Genomic DNA, 17,425 nt, shown 5'->3' on the forward strand with positions numbered 1-17,425 from the left:
CCGCAACTATGCATTTCCGCCTCACATCTACCGCTGAATATCACCCACCTTGGCTCTTGAAAAGCGACCGAACAGAACCGGCAAAACAAAGAGTGTCAGGAAAGTTGCAGTCACGAGACCACCAACAATCACGCTGGCCAGTGGCTTCTGGATTTCCGCTCCCACGCCCGTCGACAACAGCATCGGTATCAAGCCGAGCGCCGAGGTTATTGCTGTCATCAAGACAGGACGTAAACGGGAGACGGCACCTTCAAACACCGCGGTATCCACGTTCAACCCATCCTGTATTCGCTGATTGATGCTTTCGACCATAACGACCCCGTTAAGCACCGCCACACCAAACAGTGTGATAAATCCAACGGAACTGGGCACTGAAAGATACTGGCCGGAGACCCAGAGCGAAAAGACACCACCAATTACGGCAAGCGGCACGTTGACCAGAATCAACAGCGCTTGACCAACCGAACTGAAAGCGAAGTAGAGCAACAGCGCAATCAGGCCCAGAGATACAGGTACCACAATGGTCAATCGTTTCTGAGCTCGCTGCTGGTTTTCGAACTGACCACCAATATCCACCGAATAGCCGGGGGGAAGGTTCACTTCTGACGCGATGGTATCCTGAATATCGGCAACCACACTGCCCATGTCACGACCCTGCACATTGGACTGAATGACCACACGGCGCTGAACGTCGTCGCGGCGCACCTGGGGCGGGCCAGACTCAATAGACACATCGGCCACATCACCGAGTCTCACCCAGGCTCCGGAAGGCGCCTGCAACCTGAGATCAGCAATGGCATCCCGGTCTTCCCGGAAACGTTTGGCCAGGCGCACATAGATATCGTACCGCTCATTTCCGTTGATGATCTGGCCCGCGGCGGCACCACCCAGTCCGTCCCGGACGACACTCATCACATCAGACACGGCGAGTCCGTACCGGGAAAGTGCCTGACGGTCTGGCTGAACCACCAACTGCGCTTCACCGGCAATCTGCTCCATGGCCACATCCCGTGTTCCCTGAACGGTTTGGACCGCCGCTTCAATCTGCTGGCCTTTCTCCGCCAGTACGTCGAGATCCGGGCCAAAGAGTTTGATGGCCAACTGCGCACGAACACCTGACAACAATTCATCAACCCGAGTCGCGATAGGCTGAGAAAAGTTAAACAGTAGTCCCGGGTGCTGTTCGAGCTTCTCCTCAAACAGAGCCTGCAATTCATAGCGATTACTGGCGCTGGTCCACTCCGAAGTTGGTTTTAAGCCAATATAGACCTCTATGTTGTTAACTGGCTCCGGGTCGCCGCCTATTTCTGCTCGGCCAGCCCTGGACAGAGCGTAAGTCACCTCTGGAAACTCCATCAGCATGGCCTCCAGTTTCGGCGCCACTTCAAGCGCCGTATCGAGGCTTGATGAAGGGGCCAGGGTCACCCGGAGGTTAATCGTGCCCTCTTCCAGTTCAGGCACGAACTCCGTGCCCAGTCGTGGAACAATCAGCGCCGCCAGTACAACAAGAACCGCCGCCGCGCCAACAACCACGCGGCTATGCTTCAGTGACCAGGCAAGCCCCATGCGATAGAGCTTTTCCAGGGGTTTTAGAATGAAGCTTTCCCGCTCCCGGATACCCTTACGGAACATGTATGACGCCAGCGCGGGTACAACCACCAGAGCGACGATCACCGCCGACACGATAGCCAGCATGATGCTGATTGCCATTGGCTGGAACAGCTTGGCTTCCACACCTTCGAAGCTGAACAGAGGCATGAAAACGACCAGGATAATCGCCGTCGCGAAAAAAATCGGCCGTGCCACTTCCCGGCCGGCTTCCTGGAGACGAAGGGCAATGCCATGATCATCGTGTGACGCGTCCAATGGATCGGGGTCATCTCCAGCCAACTCATCCCGATGGGCGTCATGCTCGCCATCAGGATGGGTCAGATGCTTGAACATGTTCTCAACCATAACAACAGAGCCATCCACCAGCATGCCGATTGCCACAGCAATACCGCCCAGAGACATCAGGTTGGCCGAGAGACCGAACCAGGCCATGATCATCAGGGCAATCCCGATGGAAATCGGTATTGAAAGCAGCACCAGCGTTGTTGCCCGCAGATTCATCAGGAACAGGGCAAGCACGATCGCAATAAACACAAAAGCCAACAGAAGCGCATTGGTCACCGTCTCTACGGCCTTGGTCACCAGATCCGCCTGGTTGTAATAGGGCTCAAAACGAACCCCACTCGGAAGCGCCTGATTTATGCGATCAATGCGGGCCTCGATGCCGTCGATGGTGGCTTTTGTGTTGGCCCCCATTCGTTTGAGTACAATGCCAGAAACCACTTCACCCAGTTGTTCAACCTGACCGGCTTCATCCTTCCGGGTCATGGTTACCGCACCCTGGCGAATTTCAGTGCCCAGCGCTACCTCGGCGACATCGTTCACTGTCACTGTAATGCCATCACTGGTTTTAACGGGCACCTGACGGATCTGCTCGAGCCCCTGCTCGCCATTACCCAGCCAGCCCATACCGCGAATAACCAACTGCTCCTGCCCGCGGCCCATATACCAGCCCCCAACATTGGAGTTGTTGTTCTCCAGGGCTTCCATGACATCGTTCTGTGATAAGTCATAGGACAGCATTCGCGCCGGGTTCAGGTTAACCTGGTACTGGCGGACCTCTCCGCCAAACGACAGGATTTCCGTAACCCCTTCAGCCGGTATCAGCAACAGTTTGACCAGCCAGTCGTGCAAGCTGCGCAATTCCATTGCGTCGTACCCCGAATCCGGGTCCGCTATCAGCAAGTACTGGTAGACCTGGCCAAGACCGGACGTATTCGGCCCCATTTCAGGCACCCCGACCCCGTCCGGAATCAGCTCCCGCGCGGCCTGCAACCGCTCGAAAACCAGTTGGCGCGCGAAATAGATATCCGTGCCCTCTTTAAAGACCACGGTGACACCAGACAACCCGGTTTTGGAGATGGACCGAACCTCCTCAACATCCGGCAACGCATACATCACCGCTTCAATGGGATAGGTGATCAGCTGCTCGACTTCCTCAGCCGCAAGTCCGGGCGCCTCTGTATTAACAGCGACCTGGACGTTTGTAACGTCGGGGAAAGCATCAAGATTCAGTTTTGGTATCTGAAACGCGGCCGTGGCGATAAGCACTGCAAGCGCAATAAGAACCAACAGGCGGTTCTGAACCGCCCAGTCGACAACTCGGTTGAACATAATGGCTCCCGGAATCAGTGGTTGTGCGGATCAAAGCCGCCTTTGGCAATCTCAGAGGCCACAAAAAATGCGCCCCGCAAAACGACTCGTTGGCCCGCAGCCAGGCCGGAAACCTCACGGAGCCCGCCAATTGAGCGGCCCAGTTCCACTTCCACGGGTTCATACTCGCCTTCGGCCTCTTCCACATAGACCGTCCAGTCGCCGTCCGCGCCACGCATCAATGCAGTCTCCGGCACGGCAAGCACCGGCTCGCTGGTCTTAAAACGAAAATACACATCTGCGAACATTCCTGGATGAAAACGATCTTCAGGATTGTCCAGCTCAAGCCTGACAATCCGCGTGCGGGTCACAGGATCAATGGTGTGGGCTTCCTGGGACACCGTTGCCACGCCCACACGACCCGCTGCCCTGACTTCGGCTTCCGCGCCCTTCTCTAGAACAATGTCGGAGCTTGCTGGCAGATGGGCTTCTACCCAAAGCTCACTCTCATCAGCAAGAGTCACCAGCGGCTGGCCAGCCTCAACTCTTTGTCCTTGCTCAAACTCATCGGTCAGTACTGCACCATCCACGCGAGCCCTGAGCATGTATTCACCGAGACTATCCACCCCGCTGGCCTTCAACGCACCAATGTCATCATCGTTCAGCCCGTAAGCAAGCAGAGTCGCCCTTGCTGCTTCAATGTTGGCTTTCGCTGTATTGAACCGCTGATCGCCAACCACGGAACGACCCAGCCCGCTGATTCGCTTCCATTCAGGAAAAGCTTTCCTGTAATCCGCCTGCGCCTGTGCCACCGTCTCACTGAACAGGGTTACCAGCGGCTGGCCCTTGGTTACGTGCTCACCCAGTTCCACGTGACGCCGCAGCACCACTGAGGCAACCCGGGGGGACACGTGATAGCTGGTATAGCCGTTGGTCAGCAGCTCACCGGGAGCGTAGATTTCATAGTCAACGTGCTTGCTTTCGAGGGTTGCTACTTCAATGCCGGCGAGCTCTTTCTGTTTGGCATTGATGCTTGCGGTGGCCGCTTCTTCATGGCCACCGTTCTCGTCTTCGTGGCCGTGCCCCCCTTCCTCTTCATGATCACCTTCCTCCTCATGCTCACCTTCTTCACCATGATCTTCCTTATACTCGCCCTCCTCACCGGTGACTTCCTGATGATCGTCGCCACTGGCAGCATGATCATGACCGGCTTCCTGATGAGCATCTTCCTCTGCCTGTACAAAAGAAAGTGGGGCTGTAAGCAACGTCAATGCGAATACAGAAATCAGAGTTTTTTTCATAATGAATATCCAGTTTCCAGACTAGTATTGGAAGAGGGTGATCAGTTCGCCAGACTGGCTCAAGAGCTCAATCAGACCCAACTGCGCCTGCTTTTCCAGTTCAATACCGGTTTTCAGGCTCTCCGCGCGCTGGCCCAGCGCCTGGAGATACTCAGAGGTGGAGAGGTCGCCGACCTGCCACTGCTTCTCAAGCAAATCAGCACTTCGCTGTACACGCCCCTGGGAGAGTTCTGTCCATCGACGAAGTTGGGTGTCGTATCGCTTCCAGGAAGCGCGAGCGCCTGCCAGGTCATATTGTCGTTTCCGGTAGAGCGCCTGAAACCGCGCTTCCGCCTCCAGAGCCCGTCGATTCGCAGCCCGGGTTTCAGCGCTGTAGTTATTACGGACGTTCAGAGGGATCGAGAACGTCAGGCCAACCAGGTTCTCACCGCCATCACGCCCTCCGCTCAGCCCGACCGTGGGAGATGCCGTCGCTCTGCGACTGACCACCTCGGCTTCGCTCCGCAGCACCTGCCACCTCGCGCGGGCAGCAGCAATTGACGGATGATCCAGCAAATTGTCGTTATCGACCCTGGAAGCAAGAGCCGGCCAAATGTGCCCGGGGATTCCCCCATCCTGAGGCCTCCAGTCCGGCAGACGTTCTCTAACTTGAGTTTCTGTTCGATCAACTGCGGCCTTTGCCTGGGCGAGTTCACTGAGCTGCTGAGAAAGGCTTAAAAAAAGCAACTCTGCATCGGTACTCCCCAGGTCGCCCGCCTGCTGGCGTTGCTCAACCTGCTCCAGCAAGGCATTCAGACGGTGTTGCTGGGATTCCGCAATTTCTTCGGCACGCGTCGCCGCGCGCCACTCGACAAGCGCAAACAGCGACTCGGACGTTTGTGCCAAAACCGCCTCGTTCAAATCAGCTTCAGCGGAAAGCCTGATCAGCTTTGCCTTGTCCTTTAGCGCACCCTGTTGATCAGACCAATCGATCGTTTGTGATAGCCCTGCCACAAAGTTGTTGTCACTGCCCGTTCTGTCTGCTCCAACAGACAGCTCCGGGTTATACAGCGGTTGTTCGCTTGCCTCAGCATCCTGATTCCGGGCTGCCGCCTGCTCTGTCGCCGCCATGACATCCGGATGCTTGCTTATCTGGCCAGTGAGCCAATTTGTCCAATTCACAGTCTCCGCTTGACCGAACAGAGGAATAGACAATAGTACTGAACACAGCAACGCCCTGGGCGAGTGCTTGCTTGCCTTCATCGACTTTCTCCCGAAGGGGTTGTTAGCCACAATTCATGGGGGCGAGACGCCCATGACAAGGTAGGTGGAGATAGTAAGTGAAAAGGTTGAAATGAACTTGAATTTGGAAGGCATTAGCTCAGGGAACTTGAAAGTGCTCCTCAATAAGGGCGGGGAGAAGCGGCATCGCGACTCATGGCCACGATGCCGCCATCCAATCTAGGAAAAGCGCTGGTTTGATGCCGGTTGAAGTGCGCTCTCGTCGGTCGCACCATCGTCGATACGAACAGCCCGAACCAGGCGGGATACAAGCACCTTGCCGTCACCCGGGTGCCCTTCCTGGGTTCTGCCCGTTCTGACAATGAGTTCCACAACTTCACCAGCGACATCATCGGTCGCTACGTCTATTTCCAGCTTGACCATCTTCACTTTCTCCAGAGGCGACTCATCGCCGACCAGATGACCAAATTCGCCGAGAGACACGACAGCAATACTTGCCACCCCCTTAACTTTGGCCAGAGCATCAACCACATGCTCTGCCATCACTTCTCTGACATACGCTTTTATTTCATACATAAACCGTCTCCTGACTATCAGACTGAAATGTCACGACGTTCAGATGCAAACCACTGGTACACACTGGGCAACACCACCAGCGTCAGCAGCGTTGAAGTGATCAGACCGCCAACCACAACCGTTGCCAGTGGCCGTTGGACATTAGAGCCAATGCCATCGGCCAGCAGCAGGGGAATCAGCCCCAGAATAGCCACAGAGGCGGTCATCAGAACCGGCCGCAAACGGCGTTGAGCACCCAGCTTGACTGCTTCAATGACTTCGTAGCCTTCGTCCCGCAACTGGTTGATGTAACTCACCATCACCACGCCGTTAAGTACGGCCACACCAAACACCGCGATGAATCCCACGGCAGCGGGCACAGAGAGGTAAAGCCCCGTCACAAACAGCGCGACAATGCCACCGGTAATCGCAAAGGGCACATTCATGAAGATCAGCACCGCATAGCGCAGACTACTGAATGCCGAGAAAAGAAGCAGGAAAATAAGCGCCAGGGTAATGGGCACAACGATCGCAAGCCGAGCCATGGCCCTTTCCTGGTTCTCAAACTGACCGCCGAACTCCACGAAATACCCCGGCGGCATGTCCACTTGCTCCTCGATCCGCTTGCGCAAATCCTGAACAACACCGCCCATATCGCGACCACGCACGTTCATCTGCACGTACTGTCGCCGACTGGCATTGGAGCGCGAAATTTTCTTCGGGCCGGCGTACATTTCAACATCAGCCACCCGTGAAAGCGGAATAAGCTCGCCACTGTTGCCCCTGAGGGGAAGCTTTCTGATTTCATCAATGGACCCACGGTAGGACTCTTGCAGTCGGGTGAAAATCTCAAATCGCCGGACACCGTCAAAGACCAGCCCGGCCCCTTTACCGCCAATTCCGGTTTCGACCGTACTCATCAGGTTATCAATGCTGATGCCGAACTGCGCCAGCACTTCACGGTCGGGGCGAATAACAATTTGCTTCTTGCCCGCACTCTGCTGGGCGCGGACGTCCGTTGCACCAGGCACCTCTCTGGCCAGGGCAGCGACTTCCCTGCCGATCCGACCCAGTTCATCCAGGTCGTCACCGAAAATGCTGGCGACCAATTGCGCCTGAACGCCCGACAGAAGTTCGTCGGTACGGAGTTGAATCGGCTGGGACAGATTGTTGGCAAGCCCTGGGACTCGTTCATTCAACGCTTCTGCGATCTCGCTCTGAAGATCCTCATAGCGCACATCCTCTCTCCACTGATCCAAAGGCTTGAGGTTAACAAGCGTCGCCACTACGTTTACCGGCTCAGGGTCGCCTCCCACCTCGGCTCGACCGATCCGTGCGTAGGTGCCTGTTACCTCGGGAAATTCTTCCACAACGGACTGGACTCGTTTGCCATATTTAATCGCGGACTCCAGGCTGGCTCCCGGCGGCAGTGTTGAGCGGATCTGGAAAGTGCCCTCCCTCAGGGTGGGGACGAATTCGCTCCCAAGATAGGGAAACAGCAGGAGGCTTCCGACAAAGGCCAGCACTGCAACGCCCATCACCACCTTTGGCGCCTTGACGACCACATTGACCACCGGTTTGTAAAGCCGGTTAAGGAATAGAACCAGCTTCGGCTCCTTATGGTGCCCACCCATCCTGAATGAGAGCGAGGCCAGAACCGGCACCAACGTCAACGCGAGCAGCAATGCGCCGATCAGAGCGAAACTGATGGTGTAAGCCATGGGCGAAAACAGCTTGCCCTCGACGCCCTGCAGCGTAAATAGCGGCAGAAAAACGATAATAATGATGCCGATGGCAAAGACGATCGGACGAGCCACTTCCCGTGCGGATTCACCAACAAGCCTGAGCACGCTGATTTTCTCGTCCGATCGCTCTTCAATATGTCGGAAGATGTTCTCTATCATCACCACAGCGCCGTCCACCATCATGCCGATGCCGATAGCCAGCCCGCCCAGACTCATCAGGTTGGCCGACAGGCCCGACATGCGCATAGCAATGAACGCAAAGAGTACAGACAACGGCAACGTCGCCACCACGATCAGTGTGGAACGAATGTTTCCCAGGAACAGATAAAGGAACACCAGCACCAGAACCGAGCCCTCAAGCAACGCTTTCTCGACAGTGCCTATAGCCTTGCCCACCAACTCCGCCTGGGAGTAATACGCTTCGATCTTCAGACCCTCCGGAAGTGACTTGTTCAGGTCGTCGATTTTTGCATTGACGTCCTCAAGCACCTGGCTGGTGTTGGTCCCGATCAACTTCATCACGTAACCGCCAACGGACTCCTCACCCGAGGACACCTCCGCGCCGCGGCGAATTGCCGGTCCAAGGCTAACCTCTGCCACATCCCTGACATAAATAGGAGACTCTCCCTCACTCTTGGACACAATGATGTTCTGGATGTCCTCGATGCCCTCGGTACCTGAATTAACCCAACCGTAGCCGCGAACTATATACTCTTCACCTCCTCGCGTAATGAAAGAGGCGCCGACGTTCCGATTATTCTGGGTGAGGGCGCCGCGAACGTCAGACACTGTCAGGTTCCTTGCCTGAAGCTTCTGCGCATCGATATTGACCTGATACTGTTTTACCTCGCCGCCGATGGACAGCACACCGGTTACACCCGGAACGGTTCTGAGCTGCGGCTTAACAATCCAGTCCTGGATCGTGCGAATTTCCTGCAAGCTGTACTGGCTCTCGTCCTCAGCTTTCAGGGAATACATCAGGATACGTCCCAAGCCCGTGGTGATGGGTCCTAGTTCGGGTTCCCCCATGCCCTCCGGGATCTGGCGCTTGGCTTCTGAAAGCCGTTCGTTTACCAGCCGCCTGGCGAAGTATATATCGGTGCCATCTTCGAAATAGATGGTCACCCGGGAAAGCCCGAAAATCGACGTGCTCTGAACCTTCTGCAACTTGGGGATGCCGTACATGCTGATTTCAATGGGATAGGAAATCAGCGTTTCAATATCCACCGGCGACAGACCAGGACTGGCAGTAAAAACCTGAACCATGGTAGGCGTCGCGTCGGGAAATGCGTCCACCGGCAGTTTTTGAAATGAAAATACCCCGGCAACGATCACGGCGATAGCAAAAACAATCGTCATCAGACGGTTGTTCAGCGCATAATTCACAATTGCGTTAACCATGTTCCCCCCGGGTTTTAGTGTCCGTGAGCGGCGCTACGGCCACTGGCGGTAATGGCCGACATCAGATCAAAAGCGCCTACTGAAACCACTTCCGTGCCCGCGCTGATCCCGGACTTGATCTCAATCAAGCCGTTTGCTTCCTTGCCAAGCGTGACGGGAACAGCCTTGTAAGCCCCTTTCTCATCGCCCGGAACAAACACAACAGATTCACCGCTAATGGTTTGAACCGCATCATCCGGAACCAGCGGCAGTGATGCCTCCGCTTCCGTCATGATTCTGGCGGTGGTATAGGTATTCGGGCGAAGGTCGCCCCTGGGAGACTTCAGTACAACGCGAACGGGGATGGTGCGGGTCTTTCCATCCAGCATGCTCGACACCCAGGATACCTGCCCACTGTGAAACCGGTCAGAACCTGAATCCCTGGAGGCAATCTGAACCTCGTCTCCCGTTGAAATCTGGTCAATATCGGATTCCGACACCTGAAGAATGGCCCACAAAACCGAGGTGTCTGCCACGATGAAAGGCGTATCCGATGGACTTAACGTCTGACCCAGCCGGACAGGCATCTGTTCGACACGCCCCTCAATGGGTGAGCGAAGCGCGTATTGCGCCAGCCCCCCACTGTCACCTGGCGACTCACTACCGTATACCGCCAGTTGTTCCCGCACGGAATCGTACTCCGCTTTTGTGGCAAGGTAGATCGCCTTGGCATCAAGAAATTCTTCCTCGCTGGAAATACCTTGGTCCTGCAATTGTCTTTCGCGATTGTAGTCTGACTCGGCTGCTTCTTTACGGGCCTCCAGCGAGATCAACCGGGAGCGAATCCGGGCCAACTCCACACTGTTCAAGGTTGCCAATAGCTGCCCTTTCTTGACGTAATCCCCCAGGTCAACCACCAACCCCGTCAACTTTCCTTCCAACAGCGGACCAACCTCGGCCACGCGATCCGGCACATACTGAATCTCGGCAGGTGCCGTAACAATTGCGCCAGCGCGCCCCTTGGCAGCCGTCACCGTCTCAATGGACAATAACTCTGTCTGCTCCGGCGTCAGATGGATCTGGCGGGACTGGTTCTCCTCTCCGGCATGCTCGACGCTTTCATCACCGTGTTGGTCACCTCCAGCTTCTCCGGCAGCGTATGCTTGCTGCAGGCTCAGAATGCTGGCAACTATTAAAAATATCTTCAGATTGCGAATCATTCATTCACCCTCGCTATTTAAAGAACGGTCAGTTTTGAATTTCGTACCCTCAGGAACCGGCTGACATCGACAGAGCACCTCCTGTGCTTATCTCCAGCGCCCGGACGGCATCGATATAATCATTCTGCGCCTGAACGTATTCCTGCCTTACCGACAGGAGATTGTCCTGTGCTGCCAGAACATCCGAGGCACCGACCTTGCCCGCCCGAAATGCTTTCTGCATCAGTTGTAATGTTTCCTCTGAACGCTCCAGGATCGACTCGTTCATCTGGCGCAGCCGAACGGCGGTGGATTTATACCGGGCCACAGCCGACACAACCTGACGCTCTGTAGCCAGGCGCAAGGCCTCTGCCTCAAGCTCGGAGGTTTTCAGCCGCGCAGCAGCTTGTCTCTGCTCACCGGAATAATCATGGAAAACGGTCAAAGGCATCGACACCCCTGCACCGAAAAGGTTGGAGCCTTCCTCACGATCATAAAATCCGAAGACTTTCAGATTTGGAATCGTCAGGCTTTTCGCAACTTCAAGGCCAGATTCATCCGCTGCAATTCTGGCGGCCGCCGCTTTCAGGTCCGCTCTCTGACTCTGTGCCATCTCGACAAGCTGGCTGGTCGGAGGCAGGTCTTCGAGCGTCACATCAAGCTCGCCGGTCACCCCAACGGCATCGGAGGGGGACACCCCGAGCACTTCGGTAAGGTCAATTTTTGATTGCTCGAGCTTTTGTTCCGCCGAGGCTTTTTGATTCCGGGCCCTGGCAAGCCCAATGACTGCGGTATTGAGATCAATCCGGGTTTGTTTACCCTGTTTTACGGACATTTCAACCAGGTCTTTGGTGCGTTGCATAAGTTCAACGGCACGGGTTGCGGTTTCCAACTCTTTCTGAGCCAGCAGTATCCGGAAATAGGCGGCCCGCACCCGCGCCTTGGTGGCTACCTTCAGGTATTCAAGCTCCTGTTGCCGGGACGTGAGATTACTCCGGGCACGCGACTGCCCAAGGTCGCCGCGATTACCCATCCAGATCTCCTGAGTAACCCTCACCCCATATTCCAGGGACTCGTCGGCCTGATCCGGGGCCTGACGGGCCCCCAACTCAAACTCTGGATTGCTCGGCGCCCAGCGGCTGGCATGATCAAGCTGTCCCTGCTGTATCGAGACCGCGGCCCGCCTCAAAGCCAATACCGGGCTATTCTCGAAAGCCATCACCATGGCCTGGTTCAGGGAAACAGCCTGGCTGGCTTTGGCCTGCTGATATTCTTTCAGCGACACACTCTCTTTTGCCTGGGCCGACACCATAGGAGAGACGGCCAAGGCTCCCGGAACTATCATCGCGCACAACAACAATCGTTTGTTCATTCAGTATCATCCTGGCTGTTTGACTGAGGTCAGTGAGTCAGCATTTTTGCGTGGGAATCTGGAACGACCTTACAGACAAACCTTTAATACAGTTTGAAATTCAGGCACCGGATAAGAAATGAGCTTTGGCGGCAGGGGGGGGGGCAGAGGTAAGGGCGAGGATGTCGAGTCACCGGGCGTCAAGGCAGGCGCACGATGGTGGGTTCTTGCATGATAAATAAAAACCGGCCCGTCATTTGGGCCGGCTTTTTATTCTGGATCTGAATTGCTTGTGATCACTTGGCCGATCAGAAACTCCTGCTCCAACCCAGCCAGAACTTCGGATCATCCGAGTTGACAGAGCCAAGCGCGTCGGTTGACTCAATGTCCGCGTACTCCACGTTAACACTGAAAGAACCGAAGTTTCCCGCATCCTTTGTAACGTTGGCGGCGACGTGTGAATAACTTGCCTCGCCGACAGAAGCCTTGCCGTCATCAGCGAAGTCGTAATAGCCAAGCGTCACACCGGCACTGTAGCTGTCCTCCAGAGGCACCCCAACAGAGGCGTAGTAATAGGCATCCCCCTGCACGAACACCCCATCACCACTGGTGTCGCTGTTGATCGTGTAGGCCAGGCCTACAGCAGCAATGCCATAGCTGATCTCGCCGTAAAGTTCGCCGAAATCAATGGAGTCCGGCGCGTCAGGATACGCATAATAAATGTACCCAACGTCATAACCCAGTTCTTCCACAGAGCCGGAGAATCCGGCATAAAGATCAAGCTCATAGCTGGTGCCGTCACCAAAATCGACATTGGAACCCCAGCCACCGGCGTAGAAGCCCGACGCATGCTCATAATCCAACCCTCCCTGGACAGCCGCAGCCCCGTCTGTCTGGGTGACGCCCCGGAACAGATAGTTGCTGCTGGCGCTCACATTTGAGCTGACGTCAGCGCTAACAATGGCGGGCGCAGCCTGAAGTGCTGCAAGCAAAGTGATACTGATAAATCCGGATTTGGTGAAAAACTGCTTCTTCATAATGGATACCTTCGGTTGGGTTTCATTGCTCCAAATATGATTTAGCAAAAGTCTTGCCACATCTTATTTATTCTTGTTTATCATTATGATAGAGACAAATCGGCACATTCTGAGCTTGCCCCCGAAAAACGACCGCAACACCTAGCGCCCCAGAACCTGTCACCGGCCCGGACCAGCGCCCTGTTTTGATGCATTCTCTGTAACCATTCTGTAATCTTTGCCAAATAGACTTTAATCGCGCTCCAACACACACAACCAAACCGAAAAAGGTGAGACAGATCATGAGCAAGAAATATTTGGGCTTGGCTTTGGCGATTTCTGCCGCTTCTGCTGCACAGGCCGGAACTGTTACGACCAGCGGCGAAGACCTTGTGATCGATACCGACAGCGGTATCAAAGTGAAAGTGTCGGATAACTCTGCGTCTTTTCAGCTCGGCGGGCGCCTTCAATGGGATTACGACGCCACGCAGTCTGACGACAACGGTGTTGACACTACCGATTTCGATGTGCGCCGGGCACGCCTCTACGCCAAGGGCCACTTTGGCGACTGGGCGTACAAGACCCAGTTCAACGTCGCTGAAAGTGATGGCGCCGACGGCGGTACTGCTGAAGACCTGTACATTCGTTACATGGGATTTGGCTCAGCTGCAACCGTGACTATCGGTAAACAGAAAGAGCCATTCGGCCTGGAAGAATTAACGAGTTCAAAAGACATCTCAGCGCTTGAGCGATCTGCCATGACCGAGCGTTATGCCCCCGGTCGCAGCGGTGGCATCCAGCTCAGCGGCAAGGGCAGCAACTGGACCTACGGTATCGGCTATTTCGAGGCAGACGGCGATGGCAGCGACGACTTCAATAACACGGCAGTAACCGCGCGGGGCACATTTGCACCCGTTCAAACGAATAATGCTGTTGTTCATCTTGGCGCGGGCTATACCACGCGTGATGCCGACACTCAGGCCGATGAGGTCGATACGTTTAATCTGGAGCTCGCCGGCGCTTTCGGGCCCTTCCATGCCCAGGCCGAATATTTCGATTCCGAGGAAGGCCAGGTGGATGTTGATGGCTATTACGTACAGCTTGGCTGGATCATCACCGGCGAAAGCCGTCCTTACAAAGCCGGAGTATTCAAGCGGGTAAAACCGGCATCACCCAAAGGGGCCTGGGAAGTTGTTGCCCGCTTTGAGGATGGTGACGGAAAATACAGTGACGTGGGGTTGGCCACAACTGACGGCGAGCAAACGACACTGGGGCTCAACTATTACGCCAACAATAACGTCCGAGTTGGCGTGAGCTATATGGATGGGGAAGAAGCCAATGGCACTAGTGGAGATGAAGTACGTGCAAGGTTGCAATATGCGTTTTGACCGCATGGCGGGTTCTTGAATAAGCTTACCACTTGATTAGGGCACTGGTACGGGAAACATTGCGATCAAAAAACAATCGGAAAATTCAGTTAGAGTTCAGTTTAGCTTGATATAGTTCTTGCGAGTTAATGAAGTACTCAGGTTTTTAGGGCAGATATTCATCTGCCCATTTTTTTGTCTGCCCCGCTCTGAATAGAGCTCATCTGAAGTTTCTGGGTACATAGCTATCTGGCAATAATCAATTCCTGAAAAAGGGGCGCACCGACGCGCACGTGGAGTCGTCTGGCAGTCTGTCGGGATTAGGTTGTTAGGTCTCTCATAGCCAGAAAACCCCGGCTGGAAACCAGGGCTATGACAGAGAGAGAATGCAAAGGCGAACTCGCCGCCGATCAGTTGGCCTTGGGTTGTTGATCAGAAATTAACGCTGATCCCCAGCGAAGCGGTACGTGGCATGTTTGGCCTGGCGCCATCGGGCAAACGTGAAACAATTTGCTGTTCATCGAACAGGTTGTCCACTTTCAGGAAGACATCGGCACTGGCGGTCAGTGCGTAGCGGCTGATGAAATCGACCAGGAACAGGGACTCGGTCTCGTCCAGTTTCGTGGCGGTGTTGTTGCATCCCGCGCTGACACACATCTCATCGACGTAGGTAGTCACCAGATAGTTGTCCCAGCCGCTCTGGTGCTCCATGCCGACCCGCAGGCTCATCTGGTTTTCCGGAACGTCTTTGAGCTGCTCGCCTTTTTTCAGGCCAGAGGCAGCATTGTCCTTGCTGATTTCCGCCTGGGTAAAGGTGTAGGTAAGGCTGACCGGAAGGTAGAAGTCGCCCGCCTCGGTGCCGGTCTGGAGCTGGAATTCCGCACCGGCAATTTCAGCCTCGCCGGTTATAAAGCTGCCAGAGGTGGCGCCATTGCTGCACGGCGAGCCCACGGAGCAGTTTTCAGCCTTGTTGGAAAAGTCGCTGTAGAAGCCGATCACTTCCGCGAAGAACGCATTGCCAAAGTAGCGGACGCCAGCCTCCCAGTTCTTGCTGGTTTCCGGTTCTTCGTTTGCCCTGGCACCACCCCCGAGAGGGGAGAAACCTCGGTGCACGCCGCCCAGAACCTGCCAGCTTTGGGTCAGGTCGTAGGTAAAGGAAGCGCCGGGCAGGAGTTCAGCGCTGTCATTGGCGCGGGTGCTGTCGATGGTTGTGCGGCCGGGATCCGCGTATTGGGTGCGACTGGTCTGCACATCTTCGTAGCGCAGGGCCAGATTAATGCTGAGCTTGTCCGTCGCCTGCCATTTGTCGAGTGCCCAGAAGCTCAGGGCTTCGCCGGTCTCGAAGCGGTTGTTGCTGCCCGTTGGGGCCACGCTGTTCTGGAACACCAGGGAGCCATTGACCTGGTCGTACACATCCACCGGCTGGAAGCGATCCATTTCATCTTCGTGGGCGCGGGCGCCGAAGTCGAATTCGTGGTTGCCAATGTTTACATCGAAGTTTGTCTGCACGCCCTGGGAGACGTACTCTCTGGCGTTGTTCTTGTAATTCAGGCCGCTGGTGTCAACGGTACCGTCGAGAATACCCTGGGCATTGGCGTCACCGGCGTTTGCCTGGTCGATGATGTTTCCGGCGCCACTGAGCTTGTACCAATTGCGTTTGAAGTCGTTGCGATAGAGGGTTGTGGTGCTGCTTACATTGTCGCTCCACTCGAACTGATGAGTCAGGCTGACACCGGAGTGAGTATTATCCATCTGGTCGGGACTGGAAAGCCCGTAGCGCCGGTTGGGGTCCTGGTTGAAGTCCGCATCCGTCAGTCCGACATAGGTCGAGTTGGAGGTTTCCTCGGAATACTGCAGCTTGGCGGTTACGCTCTGGCGCTCTCCCTGCCAGCGCAGTTTGCCGACATAGTCTTCGATATCAAAGCCGGTATCGCGGTTACTGCGGTCAATCTCCTTGAAGCCTTTCGCGGAGCGCTGGATGGTCTCAAGCAGGTAGCCCCAGTCGCCGGCCGTGTCACCGTAGGTTACATGAACGTCGGTGGAGCCGCGGTCGTTGGTGACGGTCTCAATATACCCCTGCCGCTGATCGGGAATGGGTGTGGAAATCAGGTTGACGACACCACCGGTGGTTTGCGGGCCATAGCGCAGCAGCGGGGCACCCTTGAGCACTTCCAGCGAGGACATGCGCTTCAGCGTCGGGAAATAATAGGCGGCCGGATTGGAGTAGGGCGCCGGGGCGATCAGAACGCCATCTTCCATCAGTGTGACGTTGCTGCTGCGCTCGGCGGTGGCACCGCGAATGCCAATGTTAGGGCGCAGGCCCTGACCTTCCTCTTCCCGTACATACACGCCCGGGACGGTTTTCAATACCTGGTTGATGTCGGCCTCAACCTCGGTTTTCAACTGCTGATCGCCAACTACATAGCCTGACCCCGGCAGAGTTTGGGCTGCAGACGCATCGCCAATGATTTCCAGGGCTTCAAGGGTCTGGGGCTGGTCATCGCCAGCGGCAGAGCCCATGGCTGGGGCCAGGCTGATCGCCACAGCCAGTGATAGTTGGGAAGGTCTAAACATACGGTTGTTCTCCGTTATCATTGAATTTGCCGGATGCAGGTGATAATGATTAGCATTACATTTCGAAACTTTATGGTTTTGTAACTATTAAGTCAATAGCCAATTCTTATGGGTCGAAACGTGTCAACAGGCTGAAAACCGTCAACTCCCGCTTTTCCTTTATCGACCGAGAGGATTGTTCAGATAGCTTGCGGGTATGCCGATGCTAATGACGTCAACACCCTGCGCCATGGCCCGGTGTTCAAGCCGGACGCCGAGTGAAACCGCTTGAGGCAGAGTAGGGTCTGGCCAGCGCGCCGGCCTTCTCAGCCCTGGAGAATGCTGTGAGTGCCTAGGGTGTGCGGGTAATTCTATAAACTAGAGGCTGCCGGGGAGGGTCACGAGATTTACTCTAGCCCGGATTTCTCATAGTGCTCCAACAACCTTCGCAGACCAAGCCTGGTAGTGCCAGATCCGAGTGGTCATGGTCGAAGTTGGCGATTATTTAGCCAGTTTCCGGCATTCAGGCACAA

General features: G+C 55.5%; 10 protein-coding genes. 1 reads left to right on the plus strand and 9 read right to left on the minus strand.

Annotated features, from left to right (window positions below):
• Nucleotides 1-27 precede the first annotated feature (27 nt).
• The 8 genes from QPL98_RS17575 to QPL98_RS17610 all read right to left on the minus strand — a co-directional run bounded on the left by QPL98_RS17575 (nt 28) and on the right by QPL98_RS17610 (nt 12,993).
• Nucleotides 28-3,225, minus strand: a complete 3,198-nt coding sequence (locus QPL98_RS17575) for an efflux RND transporter permease subunit (protein WP_264995182.1) — start codon at nt 3,223-3,225, stop codon at nt 28-30.
• 14 nt (nt 3,226-3,239) lie between these two features.
• Nucleotides 3,240-4,505: an efflux RND transporter periplasmic adaptor subunit gene (locus QPL98_RS17580; RefSeq protein WP_008174785.1), complete on the minus strand. Its 1,266-nt coding sequence runs from the start codon at nt 4,503-4,505 to the stop codon at nt 3,240-3,242.
• Between the two features lie 21 nt (nt 4,506-4,526).
• Nucleotides 4,527-5,666, minus strand: a complete 1,140-nt coding sequence (locus QPL98_RS17585) for a TolC family protein (protein WP_303293688.1) — start codon at nt 5,664-5,666, stop codon at nt 4,527-4,529.
• A gap of 279 nt (nt 5,667-5,945) precedes the next feature.
• On the minus strand, nt 5,946-6,302 hold the full coding sequence (locus tag QPL98_RS17590; protein WP_035561679.1) for a P-II family nitrogen regulator: 357 nt from the start codon (nt 6,300-6,302) through the stop codon (nt 5,946-5,948).
• Between the two features lie 17 nt (nt 6,303-6,319).
• Nucleotides 6,320-9,427 carry an efflux RND transporter permease subunit gene (locus QPL98_RS17595; RefSeq protein WP_303293689.1) on the minus strand — a complete coding sequence of 1,036 codons (3,108 nt, stop codon included), beginning with the start codon at nt 9,425-9,427 and terminating at the stop codon, nt 6,320-6,322.
• Nucleotides 9,428-9,441: 14 nt separating this feature from the next.
• A complete protein-coding gene (locus tag QPL98_RS17600) occupies nt 9,442-10,626 on the minus strand; it encodes an efflux RND transporter periplasmic adaptor subunit (protein ID WP_136629913.1) in 1,185 nt (394 codons plus the stop codon).
• A gap of 49 nt (nt 10,627-10,675) precedes the next feature.
• Nucleotides 10,676-11,977: a TolC family protein gene (locus QPL98_RS17605; RefSeq protein ID WP_199451736.1), complete on the minus strand. Its 1,302-nt coding sequence runs from the start codon at nt 11,975-11,977 to the stop codon at nt 10,676-10,678.
• Nucleotides 11,978-12,264: 287 nt separating this feature from the next.
• A complete protein-coding gene (locus QPL98_RS17610; protein ID WP_303293690.1) occupies nt 12,265-12,993 on the minus strand; it encodes a TorF family putative porin in 729 nt (242 codons plus the stop codon).
• 281 nt (nt 12,994-13,274) lie between these two features.
• Between QPL98_RS17610 and QPL98_RS17615 the strand changes: the two genes are divergently transcribed.
• Nucleotides 13,275-14,360: an OprO/OprP family phosphate-selective porin gene (locus tag QPL98_RS17615; protein WP_303293691.1), complete on the plus strand. Its 1,086-nt coding sequence runs from the start codon at nt 13,275-13,277 to the stop codon at nt 14,358-14,360.
• A gap of 411 nt (nt 14,361-14,771) precedes the next feature.
• Here the strand turns inward: QPL98_RS17615 and QPL98_RS17620 are convergent, their stop codons facing one another.
• The gene (locus QPL98_RS17620) at nt 14,772-16,913 is read right to left on the minus strand and encodes a TonB-dependent receptor (protein WP_303293692.1); all 2,142 of its coding nucleotides are present in this window, start codon (nt 16,911-16,913) and stop codon (nt 14,772-14,774) included.
• Nucleotides 16,914-17,425 lie beyond the last annotated feature (512 nt).

Source organism: Marinobacter sp. ST-43, assembly GCF_030541085.1.
In the GTDB taxonomy this organism is placed as follows: domain Bacteria; phylum Pseudomonadota; class Gammaproteobacteria; order Pseudomonadales; family Oleiphilaceae; genus Marinobacter; species Marinobacter nauticus.